Origin of the sequence: Actinoplanes sp. NPDC048967, assembly GCF_040649415.1 — a bacterium.
Classification (GTDB): domain Bacteria; phylum Actinomycetota; class Actinomycetes; order Mycobacteriales; family Micromonosporaceae; genus Actinoplanes.
Genome location: NZ_JBEZFL010000008.1, coordinates 58,111 through 81,561, shown reverse-complemented (window position 1 = coordinate 81,561; position 23,451 = coordinate 58,111). Strand labels below are relative to the sequence as shown.

Below are 23,451 nucleotides of genomic sequence, written 5' to 3'. Positions count from 1 at the left end.
CCTTCCCCGGCCGGCCCGTTCATCATGCCGCACCGCCCCGGCCCCGGGCGCGGGCAGCTCTTGTGGGTCCATCGACGGTCGGCTAATTTGTTTGGCTACAAGCTAAACAAACTCTAGCGGGAGGCCGTCGCTCCCGTCGACCGTTTATCGAGGAGCACGTCGTGACACCACCCACGGGTCCCTCCGCCGACCGCCGGGGCTTCCTGAGCCTGCTCGGCCTCGGCGCCGTCGCCGTCGCGAGCGGGGGCACGCTGGCCGGCTGCGGCGACAAAGCCACCCGCGGTGGCGCCACGCAGAACCTGGACAAGCTGTCCGGCCTGATCCCGGAGCAGAAGGCGTTCCCCGGGATGCCCCAGCCCGACATCAAGGGCACCCGGCCGGTTCCGGACGGCTACACCACGTACCCGGCCGAGCTGGTCGACGCCATCGCCGAGAAGCCCGGCACCGGCGGACCGGCGATCCGGGCGATGGTTCCGGTGTGGGGGCCCGCGCCGCCGTCGGGCAAGAGCAACTCCTACCTGACCGCGATCAACGCGGAGCTCGGCGCGACCGTCGACTTCAGCGCGCAGGACGGCCTGGCCTACGCCGACAAGCTCGGTGCGATCCTGGGCGCCCGGGACGTGCCCGACCTGCTCTGCGTGCCGAACTGGGAGGTCGAGAAGCTGGCCCGGTTCAGCGACGCGGTCGGCGCGCTCTTCGAGGACCTCACGCCGTACCTGCAGGGCAGTGCGGTGCAGGCGTATCCCATGCTGGCCACGTTCCCGGCCGGGGCCTGGCGCGAGTCGTGCTGGAACGGGCGGCTGATGGCCGTGCCCAACCCGACCGACGGCCCGTTCCCGTGGGCCCTCTTCCAGCGCAAGGACCTGCTGGACAAGGCCGGGCTGACCGCGCCGAAGAGCATCGACGAGCTGTTCGCCGTCGGCAAGGAGGTGACCAACCCCGGCAAGGGCGTCTGGGCGTACTCCGACATCTTCGCCATGGTGCAGATGTTCCACAAAGCGCCGGGCACCAAGGAGGGCTGGCGGCTCAAGGCCGACGGCACGCCGGAGTTCAAGTACGAGACGGCGGAGTTCCGGCAGGCCGCCGAGGTCATGGCCCGGCTCTACAAAGCCGGCTACGTGCACCCCGACATCATGGCCAGCAAGGGCGCCGACGCCAAGCAGCTGCTGCAGAGCGGCAAGATCCTGTTCCACCAGGACGGCCCGGGCATGTGGCAGCCGATGCAGGCCGAGCAGCAGAAGATCACGCCGGGCTTCGACATCCAGCCGGTCCCGCTGTTCTCCGCCACCGGTGGGGACCCGCTGGCGTGGGGCGACGACAAACCGATCTCGTACCTGTTCATCAAGAAGGGCCTGGGCAAGGCGCGGGTCGAGGAGCTGCTGCGCATCATCAACTGGTGCTCCGCGCCGTTCGGCACCAAGGAGTTCGACCTGCGCGAGTTCGGCGTCGAGGGCAAGCACAGCACGCGTGACGCCGCCGGCCCGGTGAAGACCGAGCTGGGCTTCAAGGAGATCCAGAACCAGTACTTCTTCATCAGCGGCCGCAGCCCGGTGCTGCCGCCGTACCCGCAGACCCCGCAGTTCGTGCCGCAGGTGCTGGCGTACTCCAACGAGACGGTCAAGTACCTGGAGAAGGACCCGTGGGACGGGCTCAAGTTCGAGTTCCCGGCGAAGTTCAAGGCGGCCAACGTGCCCACCCAGGACAAGATCACCGACATTCTCCGGGGCCGGCGCCCGCTGACCGACCTCGACACCGTGGTCAAGGAGTGGCGCGCGGCCGGTGGCGACGAGGCCCGCCAGATGCTCGCCACGGCGCTGGCCGACGCCGGTAAATGAGCGCCGATCAGGCCAGCCGGCCGGCTCCCGCCCGGACACCGGAGCCGGCCGGGTCACCCCGGCCACCGCGCGACCGGCCGGCCGCCCGGCCGCGGCGCTCACCCCTGCGCGCCCGGCTGCGCCGCGACTGGCCCCTGCTGGCCATGGTCGCGCCGGGCGCCGTCGTCCTGCTGCTCTTCCACTACCTGCCCGTGCTGGGCAACATCGTGGCGTTCCAGGACTACAACCCGTACCTGGGCGACGATGCGCTGCAGGCCCTGACCTCGAGCCCGTTCGTCGGCCTGGACAACTTCCGGGACCTGTTCGCCGACCCGGCGTTCTGGGACGCGCTGTGGAACACGTTGTCCATCACCGCGTTCCAGCTGGTCTTCTTCTTCCCGCTGCCGATCGCCCTGGCGATCCTGCTCAACAGCATCCTGTCGCGGCGGCTGCGCGGCTTCGTGCAGACCGTGGTCTATCTGCCGCACTTCTTCAGCTGGGTGCTGGTGGTGACCTTCTTCGTGCAGATGCTCGGCGGCGCCGGGCTGCTGTCGCAGGAGCTGCGCGACGCGGGCATCAACCCGCCGGAGATCATGTCGAACCCGGACACCTTCATCGTGCTGGTGACCGCCGAGGCGGTCTGGAAGGACCTGGGCTGGGGCACGATCGTCTTCCTGGCCGCGCTGGCCGCGGTCGACCCCAACCTGTACGAGGCGTCGGCCGTGGACGGCGCCGGCCGCTGGCGCCGGCTGTGGCACATCACCCTGCCCAGCCTGCGCCCGGTGATCGTGCTGCTGCTGATCCTGCGGCTGGGCGACGCTCTGTCGGTCGGCTTCGAGCAGTTCCTGCTGCAGCGTGACGCGGTCGGCCGGCAGGCCGCCGAGGTGCTGGACACCTTCGTCTACCACCAGTCCATCGCGACCGGCGACTACGGCTTCGGCGCCGCCGCCGGGCTGTTCAAGGCGATGGTCGGGCTGGTGCTGATCCTGGCGGCCAACAAGGTCGCCCACCTGCTCGGCGAACGGGGGGTGTACTCGCGATCATGACCGCGACCACGAATCTGCGCGCCTCGCGCCGCCGGCATCCCGAGCGGCCGGCCTGGGAGGAGGATCCCGGGATCGCCGGCCGGACCGCCAAGGGGGTGGTGCTGACGGCCGTCGTGCTGGCCGTGCTGGTGCCGCTGTGGGTGGTGCTGGTGACCAGCCTGTCGTCGCGGGAGACGATCAACGCCGCCGGTGGTCTGGTGGTGGTGCCGCGCGGGCTCGACCTCTCGGCGTACCGGATCATCTTCTCCGGTGGGCAGATCAGCAAGGCGCTGCTGATCAGCACCCTGGTCACCGTGGTCGGCACGGTTTTCAGCCTGGTCCTGACCGTGCTGGCCGCCTACGGCCTGTCCCGGCCCGGCTCGGTGCTGCACCGCGGCCTGCTCTTCTACTTCCTGCTGACCTTCCTGATCTATCCCGGGCTGGTGCCGAGCTATCTGGTGGTGACCGGGCTGGGTCTCAAGGACAGCCTGTGGTCGCTGATCCTGCCGGGCGCGGTCAGCGTGTTCAATCTCGTGGTGGTCCGGGCGTTCTTCCAGAACATCCCGGGTGAGTTGCTCGACAGCGCCCGGATCGACGGGGCGGGGGAGTTCCGCATCCTCTTCCGGATCGTGCTGCCGCTCTCGCGGGCGGTGGTCGCGGTGGTGGGCCTGTTCTACGCGGTCGGCTACTGGAACATCTGGTTCAACGCGCTGCTCTACATCGACGACAACGAGAAGTTCCCGATCCAGCGGATCCTGCAGAGCTACATCCTGGCCGGGCAGGCCCCGCAGACCTCGGGCGCGGTGGGCGTCACCCTGCCACCCACCCTGGCGATCAAGATGGCCGTGGTGGTGGTGACCGTGGCCCCGATCGCCCTGGTCTACCCGTTCGTGCAGCGCCACTTCACCCGGGGCGTGATCGTCGGAGCGGTCAAGGGCTGAGGAGGACCGTCACCGGCTGCCCGGGCGGCAGCGTCAGCGTCACCCGCGGCGCCCCGCCGATCGTCATTCCCGGCGGGGCGCCCACGACGACCCGGGTGCGTTCGGCCGCCCACAGCACCGCCTGCGCCCCGCCGGGCTCCCAGCTCAGCTCCCGGACCCGGATCGCGTCGCGGGCGGCGAGCCCGGTGACCCGGCCCCGCGGCCAGGCCCCGGGCAGTGCCGGCAGCAGATCCAGCCGGCCGTGCGCCGAACGGACGAGCATCGCGGCGACGACCGCGGGCAGGCCACCGGCGATGTCCACGTTGAACAGGGCGTCCCGGTTGTGGGTGGGCACCAGGTTCTCCCGCCAGTAGCGGCCGGCCATCGTCACCACCGTGCCGTACGCCTCCTCGGCCAGTCCCAGCGCGGCCGCCGCCAGCCCGAGCTGCGCCAGCCCGTACCCCATCTCGTCGGACTCCGCGCCCGCCCACCAGGCCAGCCGGCTCCGCACGGTGGCCACCGCGGCCGCGCGCAGCACCGGATCGTCGGTGATCAGCGGATCCGGCTCGTACCAGAGCGGCCACAAGTGCGACGCGTGCCGGTGCGCGGGCTGATCGTCGAGCCCGTCGTGGCACCACTCGGCCAGCAGCCCGTCCGCGACCCGATAGCCGGGCAGCGCCGCGAGCAGCGACCGCCACGCCGGCGCGGCCGGGTCGTCGGCGGCGTACCGCAGCAGGTTGCCCAGCAGGTCACGGACCACCGCGACGTCCATGGTGGCGTTGACGCAGGCCTGCCGACCGGTGGAGGCGGGCGCGTTCTCCGGCGAGTACGACGGGCTGAACAGTGCCGTGCCGTCGCGCAGCTGCACGAAGTCGAGGTAGAACTCGGCGGCCTCCCGCAGGAACGGCAGCGCCCGGTCCCGCAGGAACTCCCGGTCGCCGGTGTAGCGCCAGTAGTCGACGTAGAGCCGGCTCATCCAGGCCGCGCCGGCGGTCCAGAACGTCTGGCACCACACCGGCCCGAAATGGTTCTGCCGGCCGTGGGTGGACAGGTGCACCGGGGTCAGCAGGCCACGGGCGCCGTACAGCCGGCGGGCGTTGTGGCGCAGGTCGTCGCGGTGGGCCTCGAGCAGGTCGAAGACCGGGAGCAACAGCTCGGGGGTCGCGGTCGGCAGCAGCGCGGCGACCGCGGCGGGCAGGTTGCCGTCGAGCGTGTAGCCGCTGGACCAGGGTGGCGTCCAGCTGCCGCTCCACACGCCCTGCAGCGTCGGGGGCAGCTCGCCGGTGCTGCTGACGATGGCGTACCGGCCGGCCTCGAACAGCCGCTCCACCAGGGCCGGCCCCACCGGCCGGGTCAGCAGCCGGGCCGTGGGGGCGGCCCGCTCGGCCGGATCCCCGGCCAGATCCAGGTGTACGCGGCCCAGCAGCTCGCCGTGCACAGCCCGATGCGCGTCGAACAGCGTGTCGAAGTCACCCGGCACGTCCCGATCGGGCTCGCCCGGCAGCAGCGTCCGGATGACCAGGGTGGCGTCCGAGCGCACCGCCGAGCCGTCGACGTCGCCGGCCACCGCTCGGCAGCGCACCCGGTAGCCGGTCAGCGCGCCGGGCCACGGCGCATCGAACCCGGCCGTCAGCAGGATGCCGTCCGCGCCGCAGTCGGTGCGGGCCCGGACCGGACGCGGTGGCGTGCCGTCGATCAGGCCCAGCGTGAGGCGGCCGGAGAAGCCGCCGGTCGCCGTCAGCCGCACCACGATCGCATCCGCCGGGCGCGAGGCGAAGACCTCCACCCGCGTCTCGCCGAGCTCGTCCCAGCAGCGCAGGACGACCAGGCCGGTGGCCGGATCGACGCTGCGGGCGAGGTTCGCGGCCGGGCGGCCGGGGCGCACGGTGAGCGTCGCCGCGCCGACCAGGGGATCGATCCAGACCGTCTCCGCGTACGCGGGTTCGCCGGCCGCCGCGCGCTCGCACACCTCCTGGGCTGCCCGCGCGTACTGCCCCTGGTCGAGCAGGTCCCGCAGGCGCGGCAGGATCGCCGCGGTGTCCGGGGCCGGCAGGGGTGCCCGCAGCGGCAGGAACAGCCGTTCGTGCGAGACGGTCAGCCGGATCCCGGCCGGGGTGCCCCAGCACAGCGCGCCCTGCCGCCCGTTGCCGGTCACCAGCGCGTGCTCCCAATTGACAGCGTCCCGCACCGGCCCTAGTTTGGCGGGAATCCCAACAAACGACAAGCGGGGGAGCGGCATGCCGGGGCTGCTGTACGGCGGGGACTACAACCCCGAGCAGTGGCCGGCCGGCGTGCAGGCGGAGGACGCCGAGCTGATGCGCCGGGCCCGGGTGACCACCGCGACCGTGGGTGTCTTCGCCTGGTCGAAACTGGAGCCGGCCCCGGGCCGCTACGACTTCGGCTGGCTCGACGAGGTGCTCGACCGCCTGGCCGCCCACGGCGTCGGCGTGGCCCTGGCCACCCCCACCGCGTCCCCGCCACCGTGGTTCAGCCTCGCCCACCCCGAGGCGCTGCCGGTCGACGCCGGCGGGGTGCGGCTCAGCCACGGCAGCCGCGACACCTACTGCGCGAGCGCACCGGCGTACCGCACGGCCGCCCGCCGCATCGCCACCGCGCTGGGCGAGCATTACCGGGGCCATCCCGCGCTGGCGATGTGGCACGTGCACAACGAGTACGGCACCACTTGCCACTGCGACCTGACAGCTGAGGCGTTCCGGGCCTGGCTGCGCGGGCGTTACCACGGACTGGACGAGCTCAATGACGCCTGGACCACGGCGTTCTGGGGCCAGCACTACACCGACTGGGCGCAGATCCGGCCGCCGCGGCGTACCCAGTACCTGCCCAACCCGGCCCAGGTGCTGGACTTCCGCCGCTTCACCTCCGACGAGCTGCTGGCCGCGTACACCGAGCAGCGCGACGTGCTGCGCGCGGCGACGCCCGGCGTGCCGGTGACGACGAACTTCGTGCTCGGCGGATGGGTGCCGGTCGACCACGCCCGCTGGGCCCGCGAGGTGGACCTGGTCGCCATCGACCACTACCCGTCGGAGCCCGGGATGGCCGCGGAGGAACAGGCGGCGTTCGCGGCCGACCTGGCCCGCGGCTGGGCCCGGCAGAGCCCGGGCGGACCGCACTGGCTGCTGATGGAGACCGCGCCGAACCTGATCTACACCGCCGGCCGGATGCACACCAAGGAACCGGGACGGATGGCCCGGCAGAGCCTGGCCGCCGTGGCCCGGGGGTCGAGGGGCGCGCTGTTCTTCCAGTGGCGGGCGCCGCGCGGCGGGGCGGAGCTGTTCCATTCCGCGCTGGTGCCGCATGCCGGTCCGGACAGCCGGGTGTACCGCGAGGCGGTCGCGCTGGGCGAGACCCTGGACCGGATCGGCGAGACGGCTGCGGGAACGGTGGCGGCGCGGGTGGCGATCGGGTACGACGAACCGTCGGCGTGGGCGCTGCAGGGGGCGGGGTTGCCGTCCGACCGGCTGGACCACGCCGAGGAGGCGCAGCGGGCGCACCGGGTGCTGTGGCGGCGGGGGATCGGCTGTGACGTGATCGGTGTGCTGGACGGGCTGCCGGCGTACCGGATGCTGGTTCTGCCCGGGCACTACCTGATGACCGACGCTCAGGCCGGGGAGGTGCGGGCCTGGGTCGAGGCGGGCGGGCAGCTCGTGGTCACCTACCTGACCGGGATCGCCGATGAGCATGCTCGGGTGCGGACCGGCGGCTATCCGGGGGCGCTGCGGGAGCTGCTCGGGATCCGGGTGGAGGAGTTCCATCCGCTCGGCCCGGACGATCGCGTCGCGCTCGTCCCGGCGACCTCCGGCGACCTGTGGCCGGCGGCGAGCGGGGGGCTGTGGAGTGAGGCTGTGCACCTCGCCGGGGCGCATGCCCTTCTCCGGTACGCGGGTGGTGTCCTCGACGGTCTGCCCGCGGTCACGCGGCACGCGGCCGGGGACGGCATGGCCTACTACGTCTCCACCCGCCTCGATCCGGAGGCGTATGGGCACTTGCTGGCCACGGTGGCCGCGTCGGCCGGCGCCGGGCCCGAGCGGTCCGGCCTGCCGTCCGGAGTGGAGGCGGTGCGCCGGCAGGCCGGTGACCGGTCGTGGTTGTTCCTGCTGAACCACACCGGCGACGAGCACGACGTGCCCGCCGCCGGCGTCGATCTGCTGACCGGTGCGGCCGTGACGGACGCGATCCGGCTGGCGGCCGGCGGGGCCGCGGTCATCCGCGAGACCTGACCCCGGATCGGGCTCTTGTCACCGGCTGACCGCACGCGGATCGTCGGCCGGCCGGCTGACCGCGACCGGCGCGCTGTCCGGTCGGCCGACGGGCGCCGGGCCGTTCTGCTGCCGCCTGGCCGCGGCCGATCCCGTCAGCCGGTGACCGAGAAGGAGTTGGTGACGAAGTCCTTGCCGCCGGCCGCCGAGGTGATCTCGTAACCGAGCTGCACGTTGCCGATCGTCACGTCGCCGAACCAGCCGCGCGCCCGGATCCACTGGGCGATCGCCCGGATGTCCACGGTGCCCGCGCTGGTGTTGCTGGTCCGCACGAACGAGTAGACCTGGTTCGCCCCGTTCGAGCCGCGGTAGACGGCCCACGTGTGGCCGCCGACCGACGTGGTCGTCTGGAGGCTGCCCAGCGGGCCGACCGCGCCGTACTTGTTCATCCACAGCATGATCTCGTGCGCGTTGTCCGACGACCAGATGTCGTACGCCGTGGTGAAGGCGACGCCGCTGGTCGGCACGGTGACGTTGAAGCTGCTGGTCGTCGTGCCGAGCGCGCTGACCCGCTTGCCGAGGTAGCGGGTGGCGTTCGGGTACGACTTGATGCCGCCGGTGTTGGGGTGGTTGGCCCACACGCCCCAGTTCGAGGCGGAGTTGGCCCAGATCGTCTGGGGGCCGTAACCGGATCCCCAGACGTTGTTGTAGAGCGTGTAGCCGTTGCTCGACCAGGTGCCCCACCGGTCCGTCGACGACCACACGGCCGCCTGGGCCGGCGCCGCGACCAGGGTGGCGGCCGCGGTCAGCAGTCCGGCGACGAGCACACCGGTGAGCAGGCGCAGCGTACGTCTCATGATCGCTCCCTCTTAGTATGGAGTCACAACTAACTACAACGATACATGTCGATTAATGGAACAGAGATGGGTGTGAGCGCTCCCAACTGGCTGGCAATGTGTTTACAACGCTCTCGTGACCGGTTTACTGTGAGCGCTCCCAGCATTGAACGGCATCGATCGATAGGCGGTCGCGCATGGTTCTCCGTGAAGTCCGGAAGCGGATCGGCGTCCTCGGCGCCTTCCTCGCCGTCACCCTGCCCGCCGCGGCCCTCGGTGCGCCCGCCGAGGCGCAGGCCGCCACACTGTCGATGCGCGGCGCCGACGTCTCCACCCTGCAACGCGCCGTGGACCTGGGCGCGAAGTACTACACGGCGGCCGGCGCGGAGGCCGACCCGCTCGACATCCTCAAGGGCGCGGGCGTCAACTACGTCCGGCTGCGGGTGTGGAACAACCCGGCCAGCGGCTACAACAACGCCGCCAAGGTTCTGGCGTACGCGCGGACGGTCAAGGCCAGGGGTTTCAAGCTGCTGATCGACTTCCACTACTCCGACACCTGGGCCGATCCCGGCGTGCAGACCAAGCCGGCGGCCTGGTCGAGCCACGGCATCGGCACGCTGACCAAGGACGTCTACGACTACACGTACGGGCTGTGCACCAGTCTCAAGGCGCAGGGCACCACCCCGGACAGTGTGCAGATCGGCAACGAGATCAACGTCGGCATGCTGTGGAACGACGGCAAGGTGGTCAACAACGACTTCACCAATCTGAGCCTGCTGCTGAAGTCGGGCTACAACGCGACCAAGGCCTGCAACTCCTCGACCCAAGTCATCATCCACACCGCCAACTCCGACAGTGACGCGCACGCCCGCTGGTTCTACGACGGCATCCGGGCCAAGGGCGTCGCCTGGGACATCACCGCCCTGTCGTACTACTGCAACTGGCACGGCACGATGGCCAACATGACCAGCGTCATCGCGGACATGATCTCCCGGTACGGCAAGCCGGCGATCCTGGCCGAGACCGCGGCCCCGTTCACGAACAACAACGCGGACAGCACGGGCAACAGCATCACCACCGCCTGTCCCGGCTACCCGGCGACCTGGGCCGGCCAGGCCGCGGCGTTCACGGCGGTGCAGAACGCGGCCAAGGCGGGCGGCGCGATCGGCGTCTTCTACTGGGAGCCGACCTGGACGGCGGTGCCCGGCAACGGCTGGGACCCGGCGAACATCGCGACCTCCGGCGACGGCTGGGACAACATGGCCGTGTTCAACTGGACCAACGTCTTCAACGGCTCGGTGAAGTGGATCAGCTGACCGGTCGCGTCACCGGGCCAGGAAGTGCCACCCCAGCCAGAGCCAGGCCCCGAACACGACGACCCGTCCGCCGCGTGACCGCATCGCCGCGGTCAGCGCGGCGGACAACGGCCGTACGCGGGAATCGGGCCGTCGCGCCGCCAGCTCGACCACGACGGCCATCGCCAGCAAGGCGGCGAAGCCGACGATGACAGCGGCACGCGGCGTCACCGGCTCACCAGCCACACCCCGGAGCCGGCCCACAGGCCGTAGCCGAGCACCCGGCCCGGATACGTGCTCAGCACCGGATCGGCCAGTGTGCTCAGCGTGGGATGGGCGAGGTCGTCCGGCCCCAGCCACAGGCCCAGCTCGAAGGCCACGCCCAGCGCGAGCAGGCCCAGCCACACGGCCGCCGGGCGCGCCCCGACCGGCGTCGCCGGCCGCGGCCGGCGACGCACTCCGAGCCAGCACAGCGGTGCGCCGGCGGCCAGCACGGCGATCAGGGCGGGACCGGTCAGGGGCCGGCACGCCGCCGCGAGCAACGCGTACGCCCCTACCAGGCCGACGACCACCGCCCGCCGGCGCCGCGGGCTCAATGGGCGCGCTGCCCGGCGCGCAGGACGGTCAGGTAGCGGCGTGACACCCGGTCGCCCATGTCCGTGCGGATGCGGTCGGCGACGGCGTCCAGCAACGGTTCCCGCACGTGCGGATCGAGCTTGCGGCACAGCGACTGCGACCGGAGGAGGTCGGCGAATCCCGCCCCGTCGAACCACTGCACGGTCGGGTACCAGCGCACGATCGGTGCCCCGAACAGGGCGCCGGGACCCTCGACCGGACCCCACCCCGTGTCGGTGGCCCGCACCTCGTCCTCCAGCGGCGGGTGGCCCCAGTCCGGGTTGCCGGGGGAGAACCGCTCGTGCAGATCGGCGGTCGCGGCGTACACCTCGGGCTCTCCCGGCCGGCGGACGACCACGTGGCCGAGCAGCGCCATCCACCCGCCCGGGCGCACCAGGTCGTACGCCCGCGGCCAGCCGATCGACGGGTCCACCCAGTGCCACGACGTCGCGGCCACGATGGCGTCGAAGCGATCACCACGGGCGTCCCACTGCTCGAACGAGGACGTCTGCACGTCGACATTGCCGAGAGCGGCGAACCGTTGCCGGGCGATCGCGGCCAGCTCCGTGCCTGGTTCCACGGCGGTCACCGAACAGCCGAGCGCGGCCAGCGAGCGGGTCGCCTGCCCGGTGCCGCAACCGACCTCGAGCACCGGGGACCCGTCGTGGATGCCGGTGAGGGCGGCCAGGTCCGCGAACAGCTCGTCGGGATACCCCGGCCGCACCCGGTCGTAGAGGTCGGCCACGTCGTTGAACACCCGGCCGAGCTGCCGGCGATCCGCGTCAGTCATCCCACCATCCTGACGGGTGCCGGGTTGCCGGCTGTCAGTAGTCTCAGGGTCATGGCTGAGCCACGTCGGACGATGGAGGTCCCGGTTTGAACGCGGGTCTGGCCGTCAATCTCCTGGCCGTACTGATCTCCGTTTCCGCCATCGCCGCCTCCAGTCTGTTCGCCCTGCGCCAGCTGCGGTCGATGCGCCGGTCGGACGACATGGTGGTGACGATCGAGCTGCTGACCCGTGAGTGCCGGACCACCGAGTTCCTGCAGAGCGAGGACTACGTCCTGCACGAGCTGCCGAAGACACCACCCGACGGCGGGATCGGCGCGCTGCCCGCCGAGGCCCGGCAGCACGTCAGCCGGGTCGGCCTCTACTACAGCAGCCTGGGCTTCCTCGCCGTCTTCGGTGGACTCCAGGAGAAGATGGTCGTCAGCCTGATGCCGTGGCGGGTGCGCCGGGCGTGGTTCGCGCTGGAGCCGTACATCATGGCCGAGCGGGCGGTCCGCTCGCCCACCCATTTCTCCTTCTTCGAGCACCTGGTCTGCATGGTCGCCGAGGCCGACCTGGCCGAGATCCACCAGAGCCTCCAGCTCCGCAGGATCGGGCCGAGGTCGGCCGAGTTCCGACGGGCGATCCAGCCGCGGCCGGCCCCGGCGAGCGCGCCGGAGGTCAGCCGCCCTCGTACTTCTTGATGTCCTGGCGGAACGCGGTGCGCTGGCACTCCTGCTCGTCGTCGTAGGCCTTGTTGGCGCTGGTGTTGTCGCCGTACATCAGGGCCACCGGATCGCCGCCGACGGTGACGTCGTGTCCCTTCTTCTTCAGGCACTTCGCCGTGTCGCGCAGCCGGTCGGTGTACTCCGGGTTGGTCCGCGCCTGGTGTTCCATCCAGTTCTCCGGGTACAGGTGCGCACACTCGGCGGTCGCCGCCTCGTGCTCGGCGATCGCCGGCTTGCTGCCCTTCGGGACGCGGGGGACGCCGTGGCTGAAGAGGCACTCCTGCCAGACCGCCACGTACCGCTCGAACTCCTCCTTGCCCTCGTCGGGGCGGACCACCGGCCGCTCCCGCACGGCCGGCGACGGGGGAGCGGCCGACGCGGGATCGGCGGTCCGCAGCGTGGCGATGTCGGGGCGCTGCTCCTCGGTGGCGGGACCGCCGCAGCCGGCCAGCGCGGCCACCGTCAGCACGGACCCGGCAACAGCGTGGAAGATCGTTGTACGCATGCGCCGACTCTCGACCACAACTGTGTGGATCCTGTCAGGTGGCGGCGAGCCGGACGGCGTCGTGGACGCCGGCCGCGTACCGGTCCGGGTGCTCCCAGGCGGCGAAGTGACCGCCGTGGGCCTCCTCGCGCCACCCGCGGACGTCGAAGAACCGCTCGGCGAACTCACGGGGCGCGTTGACCAGATCCCGGGGGAAGACGGTGAACACCGCCGGTGGCGTGATGCGCGCCGGCTTGGGACCGGCCGCCACGTACGGCGTGAAGGACGTCCCGATGGCCCCGCTCACCCAGTACGCCGTGACCCAGGTCAGCAACTCGTCACGGGTGAAGACGGACTCCACGTCGCCGTCGCAGTCGGTCCACGTGCGCAGCTTCTCCACCAGCCACGCCGCCAGTCCCGCCGGCGAGTCGCCCAGCGCCGCGGCCAGCGTGTGCGGCTTGGTGGACTGCTCGTGCATGTAGCCACCTTCGCGGGCGTGCCAGTCCCGGCCGCGCTCCACGTAGTCCCGCTCGGTCTTCGACAGGTCGGTGGGCAGGCCGGCCAGGAAGTGGTGCTGGGACACGTCGGTCAGGTGCAGCGCCGCGACCCGCTCGGGGAAACGAGCGGCCAGCGCCTCGGCCACGTCGCAGCCGACGTCACCGGCCGAGACCACGTACCGGTCGTAGCCGAGCGCGGCCATCGTCTCGGCGACCGGGCCGGCCATGTCGTCGGCCGACATGCCGTGCCCGGGGACCGGCGTGGCGAACGGGTAGCCGGGCAGGGCGGGCGTGACCACGTGGTAGTCGGTGAGCAGCGGCAGGACGCGCTCGAAGCGCAGGACCGAGTCGGGCCAGCCGTGCAGCAGGAGCACCGCGGTGGCGCCGGCGCGCCCGGCGCGCTGGTGGATCGCCCGGGTGACGGGCGTCAGGGCCCAGGGCAGCTGCCGGATCCGCTCCTCGTGGACGCGCCAGTCGTACGAGTGCGCCCAGTGGTGCACGAGGTCGGCCAGGTAGTCCGGATCGGCGCCGCGCCGCCAGCCCCAGCCGCCGGGCAGCGGCACCCGCCGGTACGCCCGCAGCCGGGCCTTGAGGTCGTCGACGACGTCCTGGCTGGTGGCCTCGGGTGCGGCGGTCATCGTGTCCCTCCGGTGAGCGGGCCGAAGAAGGCGGTCAGGTCGGCGGCCAGCAGCTCGGGCTCCTCGTGCGGGGCGAAGTGGCCGCCGCTCGGCATGACCGTGTACCGGGTGAGGCGGTACCAGCGCTCGATCCAGCTGCGCGGTGGCGGGGCGCCGATCTCCGCCGGGAACAGCGCGACCGCGGTGGGGACCCGCACGGGTCCGCGATCGGCCAGCAGCCCGCGGTCGCCGTCGTAGTACGGCCGGAACGACGTGGAGATCGAGTTGGTGAACCAGTACAGCGAGGCCTGGGTGAGCAGGAAGTCGTCGCTGAACCGGCGGGACACGTCGCCGCCGCAGTCGCTCCACGCCCGGTACTTCTCGAGGATCCAGGCGAGCAGGCCCGACGGCGAGTCGGACAGGCCCTGAGCCAGGGTCAGCGGGCGCGTGCGCTGCTCGTGGGAGTAGCCGCCCTCGGTGACGTGCCACGCGGCCTTGGCCTGCACGTAGGCGCGTTCCTCGTCGGTCAGGTCGGCCGCGTCGTAGGTGGGCGGGTCCCCGATGGTCAGGACGTGGATGCCCGCCACCGCTTCGGGATGGGTCTGCCCGAGCCGGACGGTGACTCCGGCACCGAGGTCCTCGCCGTGCGCGCCGTACCGCTGGAAGCCCAGCTCGTCGTGCATCAGCCGGTGCCAGATCTCGTGGGTGGGCCGGATGTCGTCGGGGAACTCGGGGCGTTGCGGCGACAGGCCGAAGCCGGGCAGGGACGGCACGATGACGGTGAACGCGTCGTCGGGGCTGCCGCCGTACCGGGAGGGGGCGGACAGCCGCTCGGCCAGGCCGGTGAGTTCCAGGAAGGAGCTGGGCCAGCCGTTGGTCAGGACCAGCGGCAGCGCCCCTTCGCGCTCGGCGTCGTAGCGCAGGTAGTGGACCGGGGTGCCGTCGATGTCGGCGTACCGGGAGGGCAGCGCGTTGATGGCGGCCTCGTGCTTGCGCCAGTCGTAGCCCGAGGCCCAGTAGCCGACCAGTCGGCGCAGCTCCCGGCCGTCGGTGCCGGCCTCCCAGGCGGGGACCGGCCACGGGGTGGCCCACCGGGTGCGGCGCAGACGGTCGCGCAGATCTTCGAGGTCGGCGTCGGGGACGTTCATGGTTTCCTCCTCGCATCATCTCGACACCACCGAACGCTAATACTGGTGTCGTGTATCCGTCAACACCGGTAATCAGATATAGTGGTGTCGTGGCCACCTTGCAGCTGATCGAGGAGTTCCTGAACACGGTCGACGAGCGGACTTTCAGCCGGCACGGGGAGAGTCACGTCGCCGGCGAGCACCTGACGTCTCCGGCGGCGCTGGCCGAGTGGCTGGCGGCTCACGACCTGCCGAGCGCGGGGGCCGAGCCGCGGCCGGCCGACCTGGCCGCGACCGTCGCGCTGCGCACGGCTCTACGGCAAGTGCTCCTCGGTGAGGCCGACAGTGCGACGGTCCTGGCCGGCTATCAGTTGCATCTCGTCCCGGATGCGTCGAGCGGCCTGCGGATCGCCGCCGGGTCCGGCCGGCCGTGGCTGGACGTCATCCTCGAGACGGTGGCGCGGAGCGCCGCGCGCGGCGACTGGCCGCGGCTCAAGCTGTGTGTGGCGCCGGACTGCCACTGGGCGTTCCACGACACCTCGCGCAGCGGCCGCGGCCGCTGGTGCTCGATGGAGGTCTGTGGCAACCGCCACAAGACCCGCACCTACCGCGAGCGCCACCGGCAGGCCGGGTGACGCTCGCGGTCGGTGACGTCAGAGGTACGGGGTCTGCGTCAGCAGGTGAGCCTTGAAGCCCTCACCGACCCCGGGCTCCGGGGTGCCGGCCCAGTCCTTGATGAGCACGGCGCCGCCGGTGCAGCCCCACGGGTTCCAGGTCCAGGCCAGGTAGCCCAGCCCGTGCGCGTCGGCCCAGTCCACCAGCCGCTGCATGTACTCGAACGTGCAGGTGTCCTGGCCGAACTCACCCAGGACCACCGGCACCTGCGCGGCCACCGGCGCGATCTGGCTGTCCCAGCAGGCCTCGGTCACGCAGGCGTTGAAGCTGTACGCGTGCCACGACGCCGCGATGTTGTCCAGCGGGTCGTCCGGCTGGTACGCCGGCCACTCGCGCAGGTCGTTGGTCCACTCGAGCCCGCTGACCATCAGCATGTTGGTGGCGCCGGTGGCCCGTACCGCGTCGACCAGGTCCTGCATGCCGGCCACCTCGTACGCGATGCCGGTGCAGGTGCCACCGTCGCGCAGGCACTGCCAGCCCGGCGTCTTGTTCCAGTCGCTGGCGATCTCCGGGTACGGCTCGTTGAACAGGTCGAAGACGACCGCGTCGTTGCCCTTGAACGTGGTGGCCACGCCGGTCCAGAACTGGGGGGCGTAGCGCGCGTCCGGCACCGGCTTCTGGCAGGTCGCGTGCTCGTCCTTGCAGTGCCAGTCCGGTCCCGTGGTGTACGCACCCCAGGTCCAGTGCAGATCGAGGATCACGTTGATGCCGTTGGCCACCAGCAGGTCCACGTAGTCCTTGACGCCCTGCTGGTAGGCGGGGCCACTGGGCTCGCCGTTGACGCCGAGCCAGCACTCCTCGTTCAGCGGGATGCGGACGGCGTGGATGTTCCAGGTCTTCATGGCGTCGACGGACGCCTGGTCGACCGGGCCGGAGTCCCAGAGGCCCTTGCCCTGCACGCAGCCGAACTCGGCGCTGGAGCGGCTGACCCCCAGCAGCCGGTAGGTCCGGCCGTCCGTGGTGACGATCTTGTTGCCGGACACCTTGAGCTCGGGCGCGGGCCCGCTCGGCGGCGGGGTGACGGGCGGGGTGGTGGCCGGCAGGGTGCTCGGCGGGACCGAGGTGGGGCCCGGCGTCGCAACGATGGAACCCGTGCATTCGACGCCGTTGAGGGAGAAGGAGGCCGGCTTCGGGTTCGTGCCGCTCCACGCGCCGGTGAAGCCGATCGACGTGGACGCGCCGGTGCCGAGCGAGCCGTTCCAGCTCATGCTGGCCGCGGTGACCCGGGCGCCCGACTGCTTCCAGGCGGCGCTCCAGCCCTGGTTGACCTTCTGGTCGGGGCTCGCGAAGTCGAACGCCAGCGTCCAGCTGGTGACGGCCGAGCCGAGGTTGGTGATGGCGACGTCGGCGGCGAACCCACCGGTCCATTGGCTCTGCACCGTGTAGGTGACCGAGCATCCGGTGGTCGCCGCCGTGGCCGGCAGCGTGACCGTGGCCAGGGTGCCGGCGGTCAGCGCGGCGACAGCGCCGGCGGCCAGCACGGTACGACGAATTGTCATCTGATCTTCCGAATCCGTAGGCGGGTGAGTGTGGGAGCGCTCCCAGCAGCCTATTTTTGCGATTGATCAGAGTCAATGAACGGATCCCGGCCCCGCCGTCGGGCGGGGCCGGGATCAGGCGGTCACGCCGTGAGGCGCAGGTAATCCAGGTTGAAGCCGCCGGTCTCGCAGAACAGCGTCACGAGCTGGTCGCCCGCCACCAGGTCGACCGGCACGTGCACCGACTGGTACGCCGCCCAGCCACCCGTGTCCGGCACCGACGCCTTGGCCAGCACCGTCCCGGCCGGGTCACGCAGCGACACCGCGTCGGGAGCCACCGCGCCGGTGCCGTTGGCCACCCGCAGCTCCAGGTCGTAGCGGCCGGCCTGCGCCACGTCCACCCGGTAGGTGAGCCAGTTGCCCGGTGCCGTCCAGCCGATGTTCTTCCCGCCGCTGGCCGCCGGGTTGTTCTCGACGAACGACGCGCCGCCCTCGGTCCAGCCGTGCTGCGCGGTGTAAGACTCGGCCTCGACCCGCACGCCGACCGGAGCGCCGTGCGGGCGGACGGTTACGTGCACGGTGACCTTGTCCGAGGCCGCGCCGTCGGTGACGAAGAACGTCAGGTCCTGCTCGCCGGCCACCGTCGGCCGCAGGGTCACCAGGCCGGTGCTCGCATCCACGGTGACCCCGTCGGGCAGGTCGGTCGCGTAGTAGCCGAGCCGGTCGCGGTCCCGGTCACCGGCCGAGAGCTGGATCCGCGTGGTGCCGTACTGGTCGGCGACCACGGCGGGGAGGTCGCGCAGCGTCGGCGCGTGGTTGCGGTGCGAGGACGGGACACGGGCGGTCCAGCGGTACGTCGCGTACGAGTTCGCCGGCACGGTCGTGGTGAACGACTCGCCGCCGAGCACGACGCGTACGGTGCGGTCGGCTGCCGTGCTGTTGCCCAGGACCGCCACGAAGCCGTCACCGCGGTCACGGAAGATCACGTTGCTCACGCCGCCGGCGGTGGCGCTGGACTCGACCCGGACGTGCTGCGGGCCGAGGTAGCGGGCGAACTGGCCGAGCGCGTAGAGCTCGTCGCGGACGGTGAACGTACGGGCCGTCGTGTCCACCTTGACCAGCCGGTTCGGCCACTTGGTGGTGCGGCCGACCTCGTCCCAGTCGATGGTGTTGTCGCGCGACGGCGTCCAGTGCAGTGTCCCGCCGTCCTGATCGGTGGTCTGCGCCCACAGCACGTACGACGAGGCGTCCAGCCGCAGGTAGCTCAGCACGGTGGCGGGGGACAGGTCGCTGGTCTCGGTCATGTGCACCGGCTTGCCGGTCTGCTCGTACGCGTCCCGCATCACCGCCGGGTCGCCCCAGTACGGGTGGAACGCGATGGCGTCACTGGCCGCCCGTACCCGGGGATCGTCGAAGATGCGGTGGTAGTTCTTGGTCGCGGTGCTGTTCGGGTCCTTCCAGTCCCAGAAGTTGAAATCGTGGACGTACAGCTCGGTGCGCAGCCGGTGCGCGGCCAGCTCCCGCTTGATGGCCAGGGCGAGCCGCTGCTGCTGGGCGATGCTGATGTCCATCGCCGGGTAGACCACGTCGATGCCGGGCTCGTTGAGCAGCGTCAGTGCGTCGATGCGGATGCCGTGCCGCGCGTACGCCTGCAGGTACTTCACGTAGTAGCGGGCGAAGACGTCGATCGCGTCGTCGCGCAGCTTGCCCACCTGGTAGTACTCGGTGGTGCTGCCCGGCTTGAGGGCGACCTCGCCGGTGAAGCGGTTGTTGGTCTTCATCCACGCCGGTGCGCTCCACGCGGAGGCGAAGAAGGTGGCCTTGGGGTTGTAGCGCTGGATCAGCTTGACGGTGTCGATGATGTGCGCGTCGACGTCGCGCTTGATCGAGAAGTACCGGAGGCCGAAGTCCTCGCCGACCCCGGCGGGCAGCTCGTCGTAGGACCAGAACGGCAGGTGCTCGATGAGGTCCGGGCTGCCGATGGTGAGCCGGAACCGGTCCAGGCCCGCGCCGGTCCGGGGATCGACCAGCAGGCGTACGGCCCGCTCGCGTTCGGCCGGGGTCAGCTTCCACAGATTGGAGACGCTCGTCTCGTCCAGGGAGAAGCCGACGCCGGTGTAGCGCTGCCGCTCCCGGCTCGGGTCGATCACGACGGTCGCGTCGGTGATCCCGCCGCGGTCGGGTCCGGTGCGGACACTCGGCAACGCCTGCCACGCGTGCGCCGCGCCGGCCGAGTAGGTGCCGGTCACGACACTGCCGCGTACGGGCCGGCCGGCCGCGGCGGGCAGGCCCGCGGCAAGCACGGTGCCCGCTGTCGTCACGACGGCGAGCGCCGCGCTGATGGATCGCCTCACGAGGCCTCCTGGGGATCGGGGGAGGGCTTTTATTACAAGGTGACTTTACTGTGCCGAGATCCAGCCGTGTCTATGGCGGCGTTCGACGCCCTCCAGCAGCAGGTCCAGGGCGAACTCGAACTCGAACTGGTCGTCGCAGCCCCCGCCGACGACCGAGTCCGCCGTGTGGGCCGCTGCCGTGGCGAGCTCGGCGACGTACGGGAACGCGCTCGCCAGCTGGGCCGCCATGGCCGCCGGGGGCGGTTCGGCGGCGGGCGCGGCGGCGAACAGCTCCTGGCTGAAACCGAGGATCCGGCTGCCCATCGCGTGCATGACGTGATGGGTGAGGTCGAGGGAGAGGCCGCCCTCGCGGAACAGGCCGATCATCGAGTTCAGGTAGGCCAGCACGGCCGGGGTCGGCGTGGTGCGGGACTCGATCACCTGCGCCGCCCAGGAGTGTCGCTGCAGGGCACTGCGGGCCGCGAGGATCCGCTGCCGGACGGCGGCTTTCCAGTCGGTGCCGGTGACAGGCGGATCGATCTCGCCGACGACGACGTCGACCATGCCGTCGAGCAGCTCGTCCTTGTTGGCCACGTGCTTGTAGAGCGCCATCGGCACGACACCCAGGTCCTGGGCGAGTTTGCGCATGCTGAGCGATTCGATGCCGGCGTCGTCGGCCAGTGCGACGGCTGCCCGCAGCACGCGTTCCCTGCTCAAGGGGGTGCGTTTCTCCATGGGCGGCTACCTCCGGGGCTTGACAGGTGTACGGCGTACACCCTACCGTCCAGGCAGTGGTGTACGCCGTACACCTGAACTGGGGAGGCGTCATGAAGGCGATCGTCCACGACCGGTACGGCCCACCCGACGTGCTGCGGTTCCAGGAGGTCGACAAGCCGGTGCCGGCCGGCCACGAGGTGCTGGTCCGGGTCCGCGCCGCCGCCGTCAACGCCCGTGACTGGCACTTCATGCGCGGCGATCCGTACCTCGCCCGGGCCGCGTTCGGCCTGCGCGCTCCCAAGGTGCGGATCCGCGGTACGGACTTCGCGGGAGTGGTGGAGGCGGTGGGCGGCGACGTGACCCGGTTCCGCGCCGGCGACGAGGTGTACGGCGAGGTCGAAGGGGCGTTCGCCGAGTACGTGAGCGTCCCGGACGACCTCGTGGAGCGGAAACCGGCCAACCTGAGCTTCGAGCAGGCCGCGGCGATCCCGCTGGCCGGCAACACCGCCCTGATGGGCCTGCGTGACGAGGCCCGCGTGCAGCCGGGGCAGCGGGTGCTCATCAACGGCGCCTCCGGCGGCGTCGGCACGTTCGCCGTGCAGCTCGCCAAGTCCTTCGGCGCGCACGTGACGGCGGTCTGCAGCCCCCGCAACGCCGAGCTGGTCCGGTCGCTCGGCGCGGACCACGTCGTCGACTACACCCGGGAGGACTTCACCCGGGCCGGGCAGCGCTACGACGTCGTGTTCGACCTGGTCGGCAACCGTTCCCTGGCCGACCTGCGCCGCGCCCTGACGCCTGCCGGCACGCTCGTGCTGTCCGGCGGTGGCGTGTCCGAGGGCGGCAGCCTGGTCGGGCCGATCGGCCTCGTGGTCAAGGGCCGGCTGCTGGCCCGCTTCGTCCGCCACCGGGTGACCACACTGGAGGCGGTGCCCAGCGCGGCCAACCTCGCGACGCTGCGGGAGCTCGCCGAGGCGGGCACGCTCACCCCGGTCATCGACCGCTCCCACCCGCTGAGCGAGACGGCCGAGGCCATCCGGTACGTCGAGCAGGAGCACGCCCGCGCGAAGGTCGTCCTCACGGCCTGAGGGGACCCCGGCGGGTCAGCTCTGCTGCTGCATGGACCACATCTGCCAGACCGTCGTACGCACCGACCGTGGCTGCTCCAGCACGACCCGGACGGCGTGGGCCACGTCCTCCGCGCGCAGGTAGTCGTCCAGCTCCGGTGAACCCTCCGTGCGGCCCGCGCCGATGGCGAACTCCGTGGCGGTGCCGGCCGGGCAGATCAGCGTCACCCGGGTGCCCTCCGCGCGCAGCTCCCGGTCCAGCGAACCGGCCAGGCCGACCTGGGCGTGCTTGGTGCCCGCGTAGACGGCCTCGTCGGCGCCGCCGCGGAAGCCCGCCACCGAGCTGACGATCACCACGTCACCGCCGTCGCCCTGCTCCCGGAAGCGGCGGACCGCCGACCGTACGCTCCAGACCGTGCCCAGGTAGTTGGTCTCCACCATCTCGGTGAGCTGGTCGTCGCCCAGGTCGAGGATGCCGCCGTACGCGCCGATCCCGGCGTTGGCCACCATCGTGTCCAGCCGGCCCCAGCGCTCGACCGCGGCCGCCACCAGCGCGTCGTTGTGGGCCGGGTCGCGGACGTCGCCGACCACCGGCACCACGTTGTCCTTGCCCAGCGCCTCGACGAGCTGCTCCAGCCGTTCCTCCCGGCGGGCACTCACCGCGACCCGGGCGCCCGCGCCGACCAGCGCGTGGGCGGTGGCGGCACCGATGCCGGCGCTCGCTCCGGTGACGGCGACGACCGTGTCGGCGAGGGAACGGGTGGGGGAGTACGGCATGGCTTCCTCCGAGCGGGTGACGGGCACGACCCCTCACGCTACGCCGGGATCACGCACTCCACGCGGCGTCGGTGCCGAACAGCTCCGTGAGCGCGGGTCCGCCGGACGGAGTCACGCGTACGGCGCGCCCGGTGCCGACCCGCGCGACCCAGCCCTGTCCCAGCAGGTACGCGCAGACCGTCGCCCCGGCGGTCCCGGCGACGTGCTCGCGCCGCTCGGTCCAGTCCAGGCAGCCCCGGACCAGCGGGCGCCGTGAGGCCCGGAGCGCCGGCAGCCCCTCCAGCCACCGCAGCCCGGCGGGGGTGAGGGCGAACCCGGCGGCGCGCGTGAGCAGTCCGGTGCGTTCCAGGGCGTCGGTGACCGCCACACCGAGAGCGCCGGCCAGGTGGTCGTAGCAGGTGCGACCCCGGGACAGGGCAGCCGAGGCGGTGACCGCGCGCAGGCTCCGGGCCGGTACGGGGGCCGGGGGCAGGTGGGCGGCGAGGTCCTCGATGAGGTGGGCCACCCGGGGGTCGGCCAGGCGCACGTACCGGTGGCGGCCCTGCCGTTGCTCGCTGAGCAGGCCCGCCGCGACCAGCTTGTGCAGGTGCCCGGTCGCGGTGGCCGGGGCCACCCCGGCGTGCGCGGCGAGCTCGCCGGCCGTCCAGGCCCGGCCGTCGAGCAGGGCCAGGCAGAACGCGGCGCGGGTGTCGTCGGCCAGCAGGGCGGCCAAGTGGGCCAGCGCGGGAGCGGTCATGCCGCCATTGTGCGGCGCTCACGCTTCGGCGCGAACCGAAGTGTCACGCCCAGGGCCACCACCCACAGGCCCCACGCGGTGCTGCCGACCAGGCCGGCCGCGTCCCACACCGGGAAGCCGGGCACCGCGGTGGCCAGTACGTCACCCTGGTTCAGCAGGTACAGCAGCGAGGCGCCGAGTCCGGCCCACCCGATCCAGGCCGGCAGCAACCGGCTGCGCAGCAGCACCACGCTGACCGTGACCGACCAGACGATCACCAGCACCTGTCCGAGATGCTCACCCAGCAGCGCGCCGCCGAACTGGTGCTGCGCGGTCCAGGCCGCCTCGGTCGCGGCCCGCACGACCGGATCGCCGGCGGCCCAGGTGTGCGCCAGCGGCGGCACGACGAAGACCCAGCGCAGGAAGCCGACCAGCGACAGCAGCACGGAGGCGGCCCCCACGGTGGTCGCGGCCCGCAGCGCCGGGTCGTCGCGGCGGCCCAGGGCCGCGGGGAGCAGCAGCAGGGGTACGCCGAGCAGCGCGTACGTCCAGGCCGTGGCGAACCAGGTCCAGACCAGTGCCGTCCCGCCCGAGTCGGCGGCGGCGAGCACGACGGCGGCGGGCTCGCGCAGGATGTCGGGCCAGTCGAAGGTCGACGACAGTGCGGTGGTGGCAACGGCGAAGGCGAGCGGGGCGCCCATCAGCAGCAGCCCGGTCACGGGGCGGAGATCCATCGGAAACCATCCCTGTA

At 71.9% G+C, this 23,451-nt stretch carries 22 protein-coding genes; 8 read left to right on the top strand and 14 right to left on the bottom strand.

The window, feature by feature from the left end; translation table 11 throughout:
- Nucleotides 1-161 precede the first annotated feature (161 nt).
- Genes AB0C12_RS31215 through AB0C12_RS31205 form a run of 3 tightly spaced genes read left to right on the top strand, consistent with a single transcriptional unit; the run spans nt 162 to nt 3,780 of the window.
- Entirely contained in the window at nt 162-1,835 is a 1,674-nt protein-coding gene (locus AB0C12_RS31215) for an extracellular solute-binding protein (RefSeq protein WP_360553435.1), read from the top strand.
- A complete protein-coding gene (locus tag AB0C12_RS31210) occupies nt 1,832-2,860 on the top strand; it encodes an ABC transporter permease subunit (protein WP_360553434.1) in 1,029 nt (342 codons plus the stop codon). Before AB0C12_RS31215 ends, AB0C12_RS31210 begins: the two co-directional genes overlap by 4 nt.
- Complete coding sequence (locus AB0C12_RS31205; protein WP_360553433.1) at nt 2,857-3,780, top strand: carbohydrate ABC transporter permease; 924 nt, start codon at nt 2,857-2,859, stop codon at nt 3,778-3,780. Before AB0C12_RS31210 ends, AB0C12_RS31205 begins: the two co-directional genes overlap by 4 nt.
- On the opposite strand, the gene AB0C12_RS31200 is transcribed toward AB0C12_RS31205, so the two are convergent.
- On the bottom strand, nt 3,770-5,947 hold the full coding sequence (locus AB0C12_RS31200) for a glycoside hydrolase N-terminal domain-containing protein (protein ID WP_360553432.1): 2,178 nt from the start codon (nt 5,945-5,947) through the stop codon (nt 3,770-3,772). The genes AB0C12_RS31205 and AB0C12_RS31200 overlap by 11 nt on opposite strands.
- Nucleotides 5,948-5,996: 49 nt before the next feature.
- On the opposite strand from AB0C12_RS31200, the gene AB0C12_RS31195 reads away from it, so the two are divergent.
- Nucleotides 5,997-7,997 (top strand): beta-galactosidase, encoded by a 2,001-nt coding sequence (locus tag AB0C12_RS31195; RefSeq protein ID WP_360553431.1) that lies wholly within the window; start codon nt 5,997-5,999, stop codon nt 7,995-7,997.
- A gap of 134 nt (nt 7,998-8,131) precedes the next feature.
- Here the strand turns inward: AB0C12_RS31195 and AB0C12_RS31190 are convergent, their stop codons facing one another.
- Nucleotides 8,132-8,833, bottom strand: coding sequence for a hypothetical protein (locus AB0C12_RS31190; protein WP_360553430.1), 702 nt, complete (start codon nt 8,831-8,833; stop codon nt 8,132-8,134).
- A gap of 176 nt (nt 8,834-9,009) precedes the next feature.
- Here AB0C12_RS31190 and AB0C12_RS31185 point away from each other — a divergent pair, with 176 nt between their 5' ends.
- Nucleotides 9,010-10,128, top strand: a complete 1,119-nt coding sequence (locus AB0C12_RS31185) for a glycosyl hydrolase 53 family protein (protein WP_360553429.1) — start codon at nt 9,010-9,012, stop codon at nt 10,126-10,128.
- A gap of 9 nt (nt 10,129-10,137) precedes the next feature.
- Here the strand turns inward: AB0C12_RS31185 and AB0C12_RS31180 are convergent, their stop codons facing one another.
- Genes AB0C12_RS31180 through AB0C12_RS31170 form a run of 3 tightly spaced genes read right to left on the bottom strand, consistent with a single transcriptional unit; the run spans nt 10,138 to nt 11,512 of the window.
- Nucleotides 10,138-10,290, bottom strand: coding sequence for a DUF6186 family protein (locus tag AB0C12_RS31180; RefSeq protein ID WP_360553742.1), 153 nt, complete (start codon nt 10,288-10,290; stop codon nt 10,138-10,140).
- Nucleotides 10,291-10,334: 44 nt separating this feature from the next.
- Nucleotides 10,335-10,703 carry a hypothetical protein gene (locus tag AB0C12_RS31175; protein ID WP_360553428.1) on the bottom strand — a complete coding sequence of 123 codons (369 nt, stop codon included), beginning with the start codon at nt 10,701-10,703 and terminating at the stop codon, nt 10,335-10,337.
- Entirely contained in the window at nt 10,700-11,512 is an 813-nt protein-coding gene (locus AB0C12_RS31170) for a methyltransferase domain-containing protein (RefSeq protein WP_360553427.1), read from the bottom strand. The genes AB0C12_RS31175 and AB0C12_RS31170 overlap by 4 nt, the downstream gene beginning before the upstream one ends.
- Nucleotides 11,513-11,598: 86 nt before the next feature.
- Here AB0C12_RS31170 and AB0C12_RS31165 point away from each other — a divergent pair, with 86 nt between their 5' ends.
- A complete protein-coding gene (locus tag AB0C12_RS31165; RefSeq protein ID WP_360553426.1) occupies nt 11,599-12,192 on the top strand; it encodes a hypothetical protein in 594 nt (197 codons plus the stop codon).
- Here AB0C12_RS31165 and AB0C12_RS31160 read toward each other — a convergent pair.
- From AB0C12_RS31160 to AB0C12_RS31150, 3 genes are read right to left on the bottom strand one after another with little or no spacing between them, the layout of a single operon-like run.
- Nucleotides 12,170-12,721, bottom strand: a complete 552-nt coding sequence (locus AB0C12_RS31160; protein ID WP_360553425.1) for a hypothetical protein — start codon at nt 12,719-12,721, stop codon at nt 12,170-12,172. The two genes, AB0C12_RS31165 and AB0C12_RS31160, sit on opposite strands and share 23 nt — an antisense overlap.
- 34 nt (nt 12,722-12,755) lie before the next feature.
- On the bottom strand, nt 12,756-13,835 hold the full coding sequence (locus tag AB0C12_RS31155) for an epoxide hydrolase family protein (protein ID WP_360553424.1): 1,080 nt from the start codon (nt 13,833-13,835) through the stop codon (nt 12,756-12,758).
- Complete coding sequence (locus AB0C12_RS31150) at nt 13,832-14,962, bottom strand: epoxide hydrolase family protein (RefSeq protein ID WP_360553423.1); 1,131 nt, start codon at nt 14,960-14,962, stop codon at nt 13,832-13,834. Before AB0C12_RS31150 ends, AB0C12_RS31155 begins: the two co-directional genes overlap by 4 nt.
- An 89-nt stretch (nt 14,963-15,051) precedes the next feature.
- On the opposite strand from AB0C12_RS31150, the gene AB0C12_RS31145 reads away from it, so the two are divergent.
- Complete coding sequence (locus AB0C12_RS31145) at nt 15,052-15,576, top strand: CGNR zinc finger domain-containing protein (protein WP_360553422.1); 525 nt, start codon at nt 15,052-15,054, stop codon at nt 15,574-15,576.
- A gap of 18 nt (nt 15,577-15,594) precedes the next feature.
- Here AB0C12_RS31145 and AB0C12_RS31140 read toward each other — a convergent pair whose 3' ends face one another.
- The 3 genes from AB0C12_RS31140 to AB0C12_RS31130 form a co-directional block, all read right to left on the bottom strand.
- Nucleotides 15,595-17,115 (bottom strand): cellulase family glycosylhydrolase, encoded by a 1,521-nt coding sequence (locus AB0C12_RS31140; RefSeq protein WP_360553421.1) that lies wholly within the window; start codon nt 17,113-17,115, stop codon nt 15,595-15,597.
- Nucleotides 17,116-17,237: 122 nt separating this feature from the next.
- On the bottom strand, nt 17,238-19,448 hold the full coding sequence (locus AB0C12_RS31135) for a carbohydrate-binding protein (protein WP_360553420.1): 2,211 nt from the start codon (nt 19,446-19,448) through the stop codon (nt 17,238-17,240).
- Nucleotides 19,449-19,493: 45 nt separating this feature from the next.
- Entirely contained in the window at nt 19,494-20,162 is a 669-nt protein-coding gene (locus tag AB0C12_RS31130) for a TetR/AcrR family transcriptional regulator C-terminal domain-containing protein (protein ID WP_360553419.1), read from the bottom strand.
- A 92-nt stretch (nt 20,163-20,254) separates the two neighbouring features.
- Here AB0C12_RS31130 and AB0C12_RS31125 point away from each other — a divergent pair, with 92 nt between their 5' ends.
- Nucleotides 20,255-21,229: an NAD(P)-dependent alcohol dehydrogenase gene (locus tag AB0C12_RS31125; RefSeq protein WP_360553418.1), complete on the top strand. Its 975-nt coding sequence runs from the start codon at nt 20,255-20,257 to the stop codon at nt 21,227-21,229.
- A gap of 15 nt (nt 21,230-21,244) precedes the next feature.
- On the opposite strand, the gene AB0C12_RS31120 is transcribed toward AB0C12_RS31125, so the two are convergent.
- The 3 genes from AB0C12_RS31120 to AB0C12_RS31110 are packed head-to-tail and all read right to left on the bottom strand — an operon-like array spanning nt 21,245 to nt 23,434.
- Nucleotides 21,245-22,012 (bottom strand): SDR family oxidoreductase, encoded by a 768-nt coding sequence (locus AB0C12_RS31120; protein WP_360553417.1) that lies wholly within the window; start codon nt 22,010-22,012, stop codon nt 21,245-21,247.
- Nucleotides 22,013-22,034: 22 nt separating this feature from the next.
- The gene (locus tag AB0C12_RS31115; RefSeq protein ID WP_360553416.1) at nt 22,035-22,721 is read right to left on the bottom strand and encodes a helix-turn-helix domain-containing protein; all 687 of its coding nucleotides are present in this window, start codon (nt 22,719-22,721) and stop codon (nt 22,035-22,037) included.
- Nucleotides 22,718-23,434 carry a DUF4386 domain-containing protein gene (locus AB0C12_RS31110; protein WP_360553415.1) on the bottom strand — a complete coding sequence of 239 codons (717 nt, stop codon included), beginning with the start codon at nt 23,432-23,434 and terminating at the stop codon, nt 22,718-22,720. The genes AB0C12_RS31115 and AB0C12_RS31110 overlap by 4 nt, the downstream gene beginning before the upstream one ends.
- Nucleotides 23,435-23,451: the final 17 nt, after the last annotated feature.

What these genes read in the sequence shown, in the direction of transcription:
- AB0C12_RS31155 (WP_360553424.1), bottom strand. Translation starts at nt 13,835, where the DNA reads ATGACCGCCGCACCCGAGGCCACCAGCCAGGACGTCGTCGACGACCTC.
- AB0C12_RS31170 (WP_360553427.1), bottom strand. Translation starts at nt 11,512, where the DNA reads ATGACTGACGCGGATCGCCGGCAGCTCGGCCGGGTGTTCAACGACGTG.
- AB0C12_RS31130 (WP_360553419.1), bottom strand. Translation starts at nt 20,162, where the DNA reads ATGGAGAAACGCACCCCCTTGAGCAGGGAACGCGTGCTGCGGGCAGCC.
- AB0C12_RS31115 (WP_360553416.1), bottom strand. Translation starts at nt 22,721, where the DNA reads ATGACCGCTCCCGCGCTGGCCCACTTGGCCGCCCTGCTGGCCGACGAC.
- AB0C12_RS31190 (WP_360553430.1), bottom strand. Translation starts at nt 8,833, where the DNA reads ATGAGACGTACGCTGCGCCTGCTCACCGGTGTGCTCGTCGCCGGACTG.
- AB0C12_RS31140 (WP_360553421.1), bottom strand. Translation starts at nt 17,115, where the DNA reads ATGACAATTCGTCGTACCGTGCTGGCCGCCGGCGCTGTCGCCGCGCTG.
- AB0C12_RS31205 (WP_360553433.1), top strand. Translation starts at nt 2,857, where the DNA reads ATGACCGCGACCACGAATCTGCGCGCCTCGCGCCGCCGGCATCCCGAG.
- AB0C12_RS31110 (WP_360553415.1), bottom strand. Translation starts at nt 23,434, where the DNA reads ATGGATCTCCGCCCCGTGACCGGGCTGCTGCTGATGGGCGCCCCGCTC.
- AB0C12_RS31160 (WP_360553425.1), bottom strand. Translation starts at nt 12,721, where the DNA reads ATGCGTACAACGATCTTCCACGCTGTTGCCGGGTCCGTGCTGACGGTG.
- AB0C12_RS31125 (WP_360553418.1), top strand. Translation starts at nt 20,255, where the DNA reads ATGAAGGCGATCGTCCACGACCGGTACGGCCCACCCGACGTGCTGCGG.
- AB0C12_RS31210 (WP_360553434.1), top strand. Translation starts at nt 1,832, where the DNA reads ATGAGCGCCGATCAGGCCAGCCGGCCGGCTCCCGCCCGGACACCGGAG.
- AB0C12_RS31195 (WP_360553431.1), top strand. Translation starts at nt 5,997, where the DNA reads ATGCCGGGGCTGCTGTACGGCGGGGACTACAACCCCGAGCAGTGGCCG.
- AB0C12_RS31185 (WP_360553429.1), top strand. Translation starts at nt 9,010, where the DNA reads ATGGTTCTCCGTGAAGTCCGGAAGCGGATCGGCGTCCTCGGCGCCTTC.
- AB0C12_RS31150 (WP_360553423.1), bottom strand. Translation starts at nt 14,962, where the DNA reads ATGAACGTCCCCGACGCCGACCTCGAAGATCTGCGCGACCGTCTGCGC.
- AB0C12_RS31180 (WP_360553742.1), bottom strand. Translation starts at nt 10,290, where the DNA reads ATGGCCGTCGTGGTCGAGCTGGCGGCGCGACGGCCCGATTCCCGCGTA.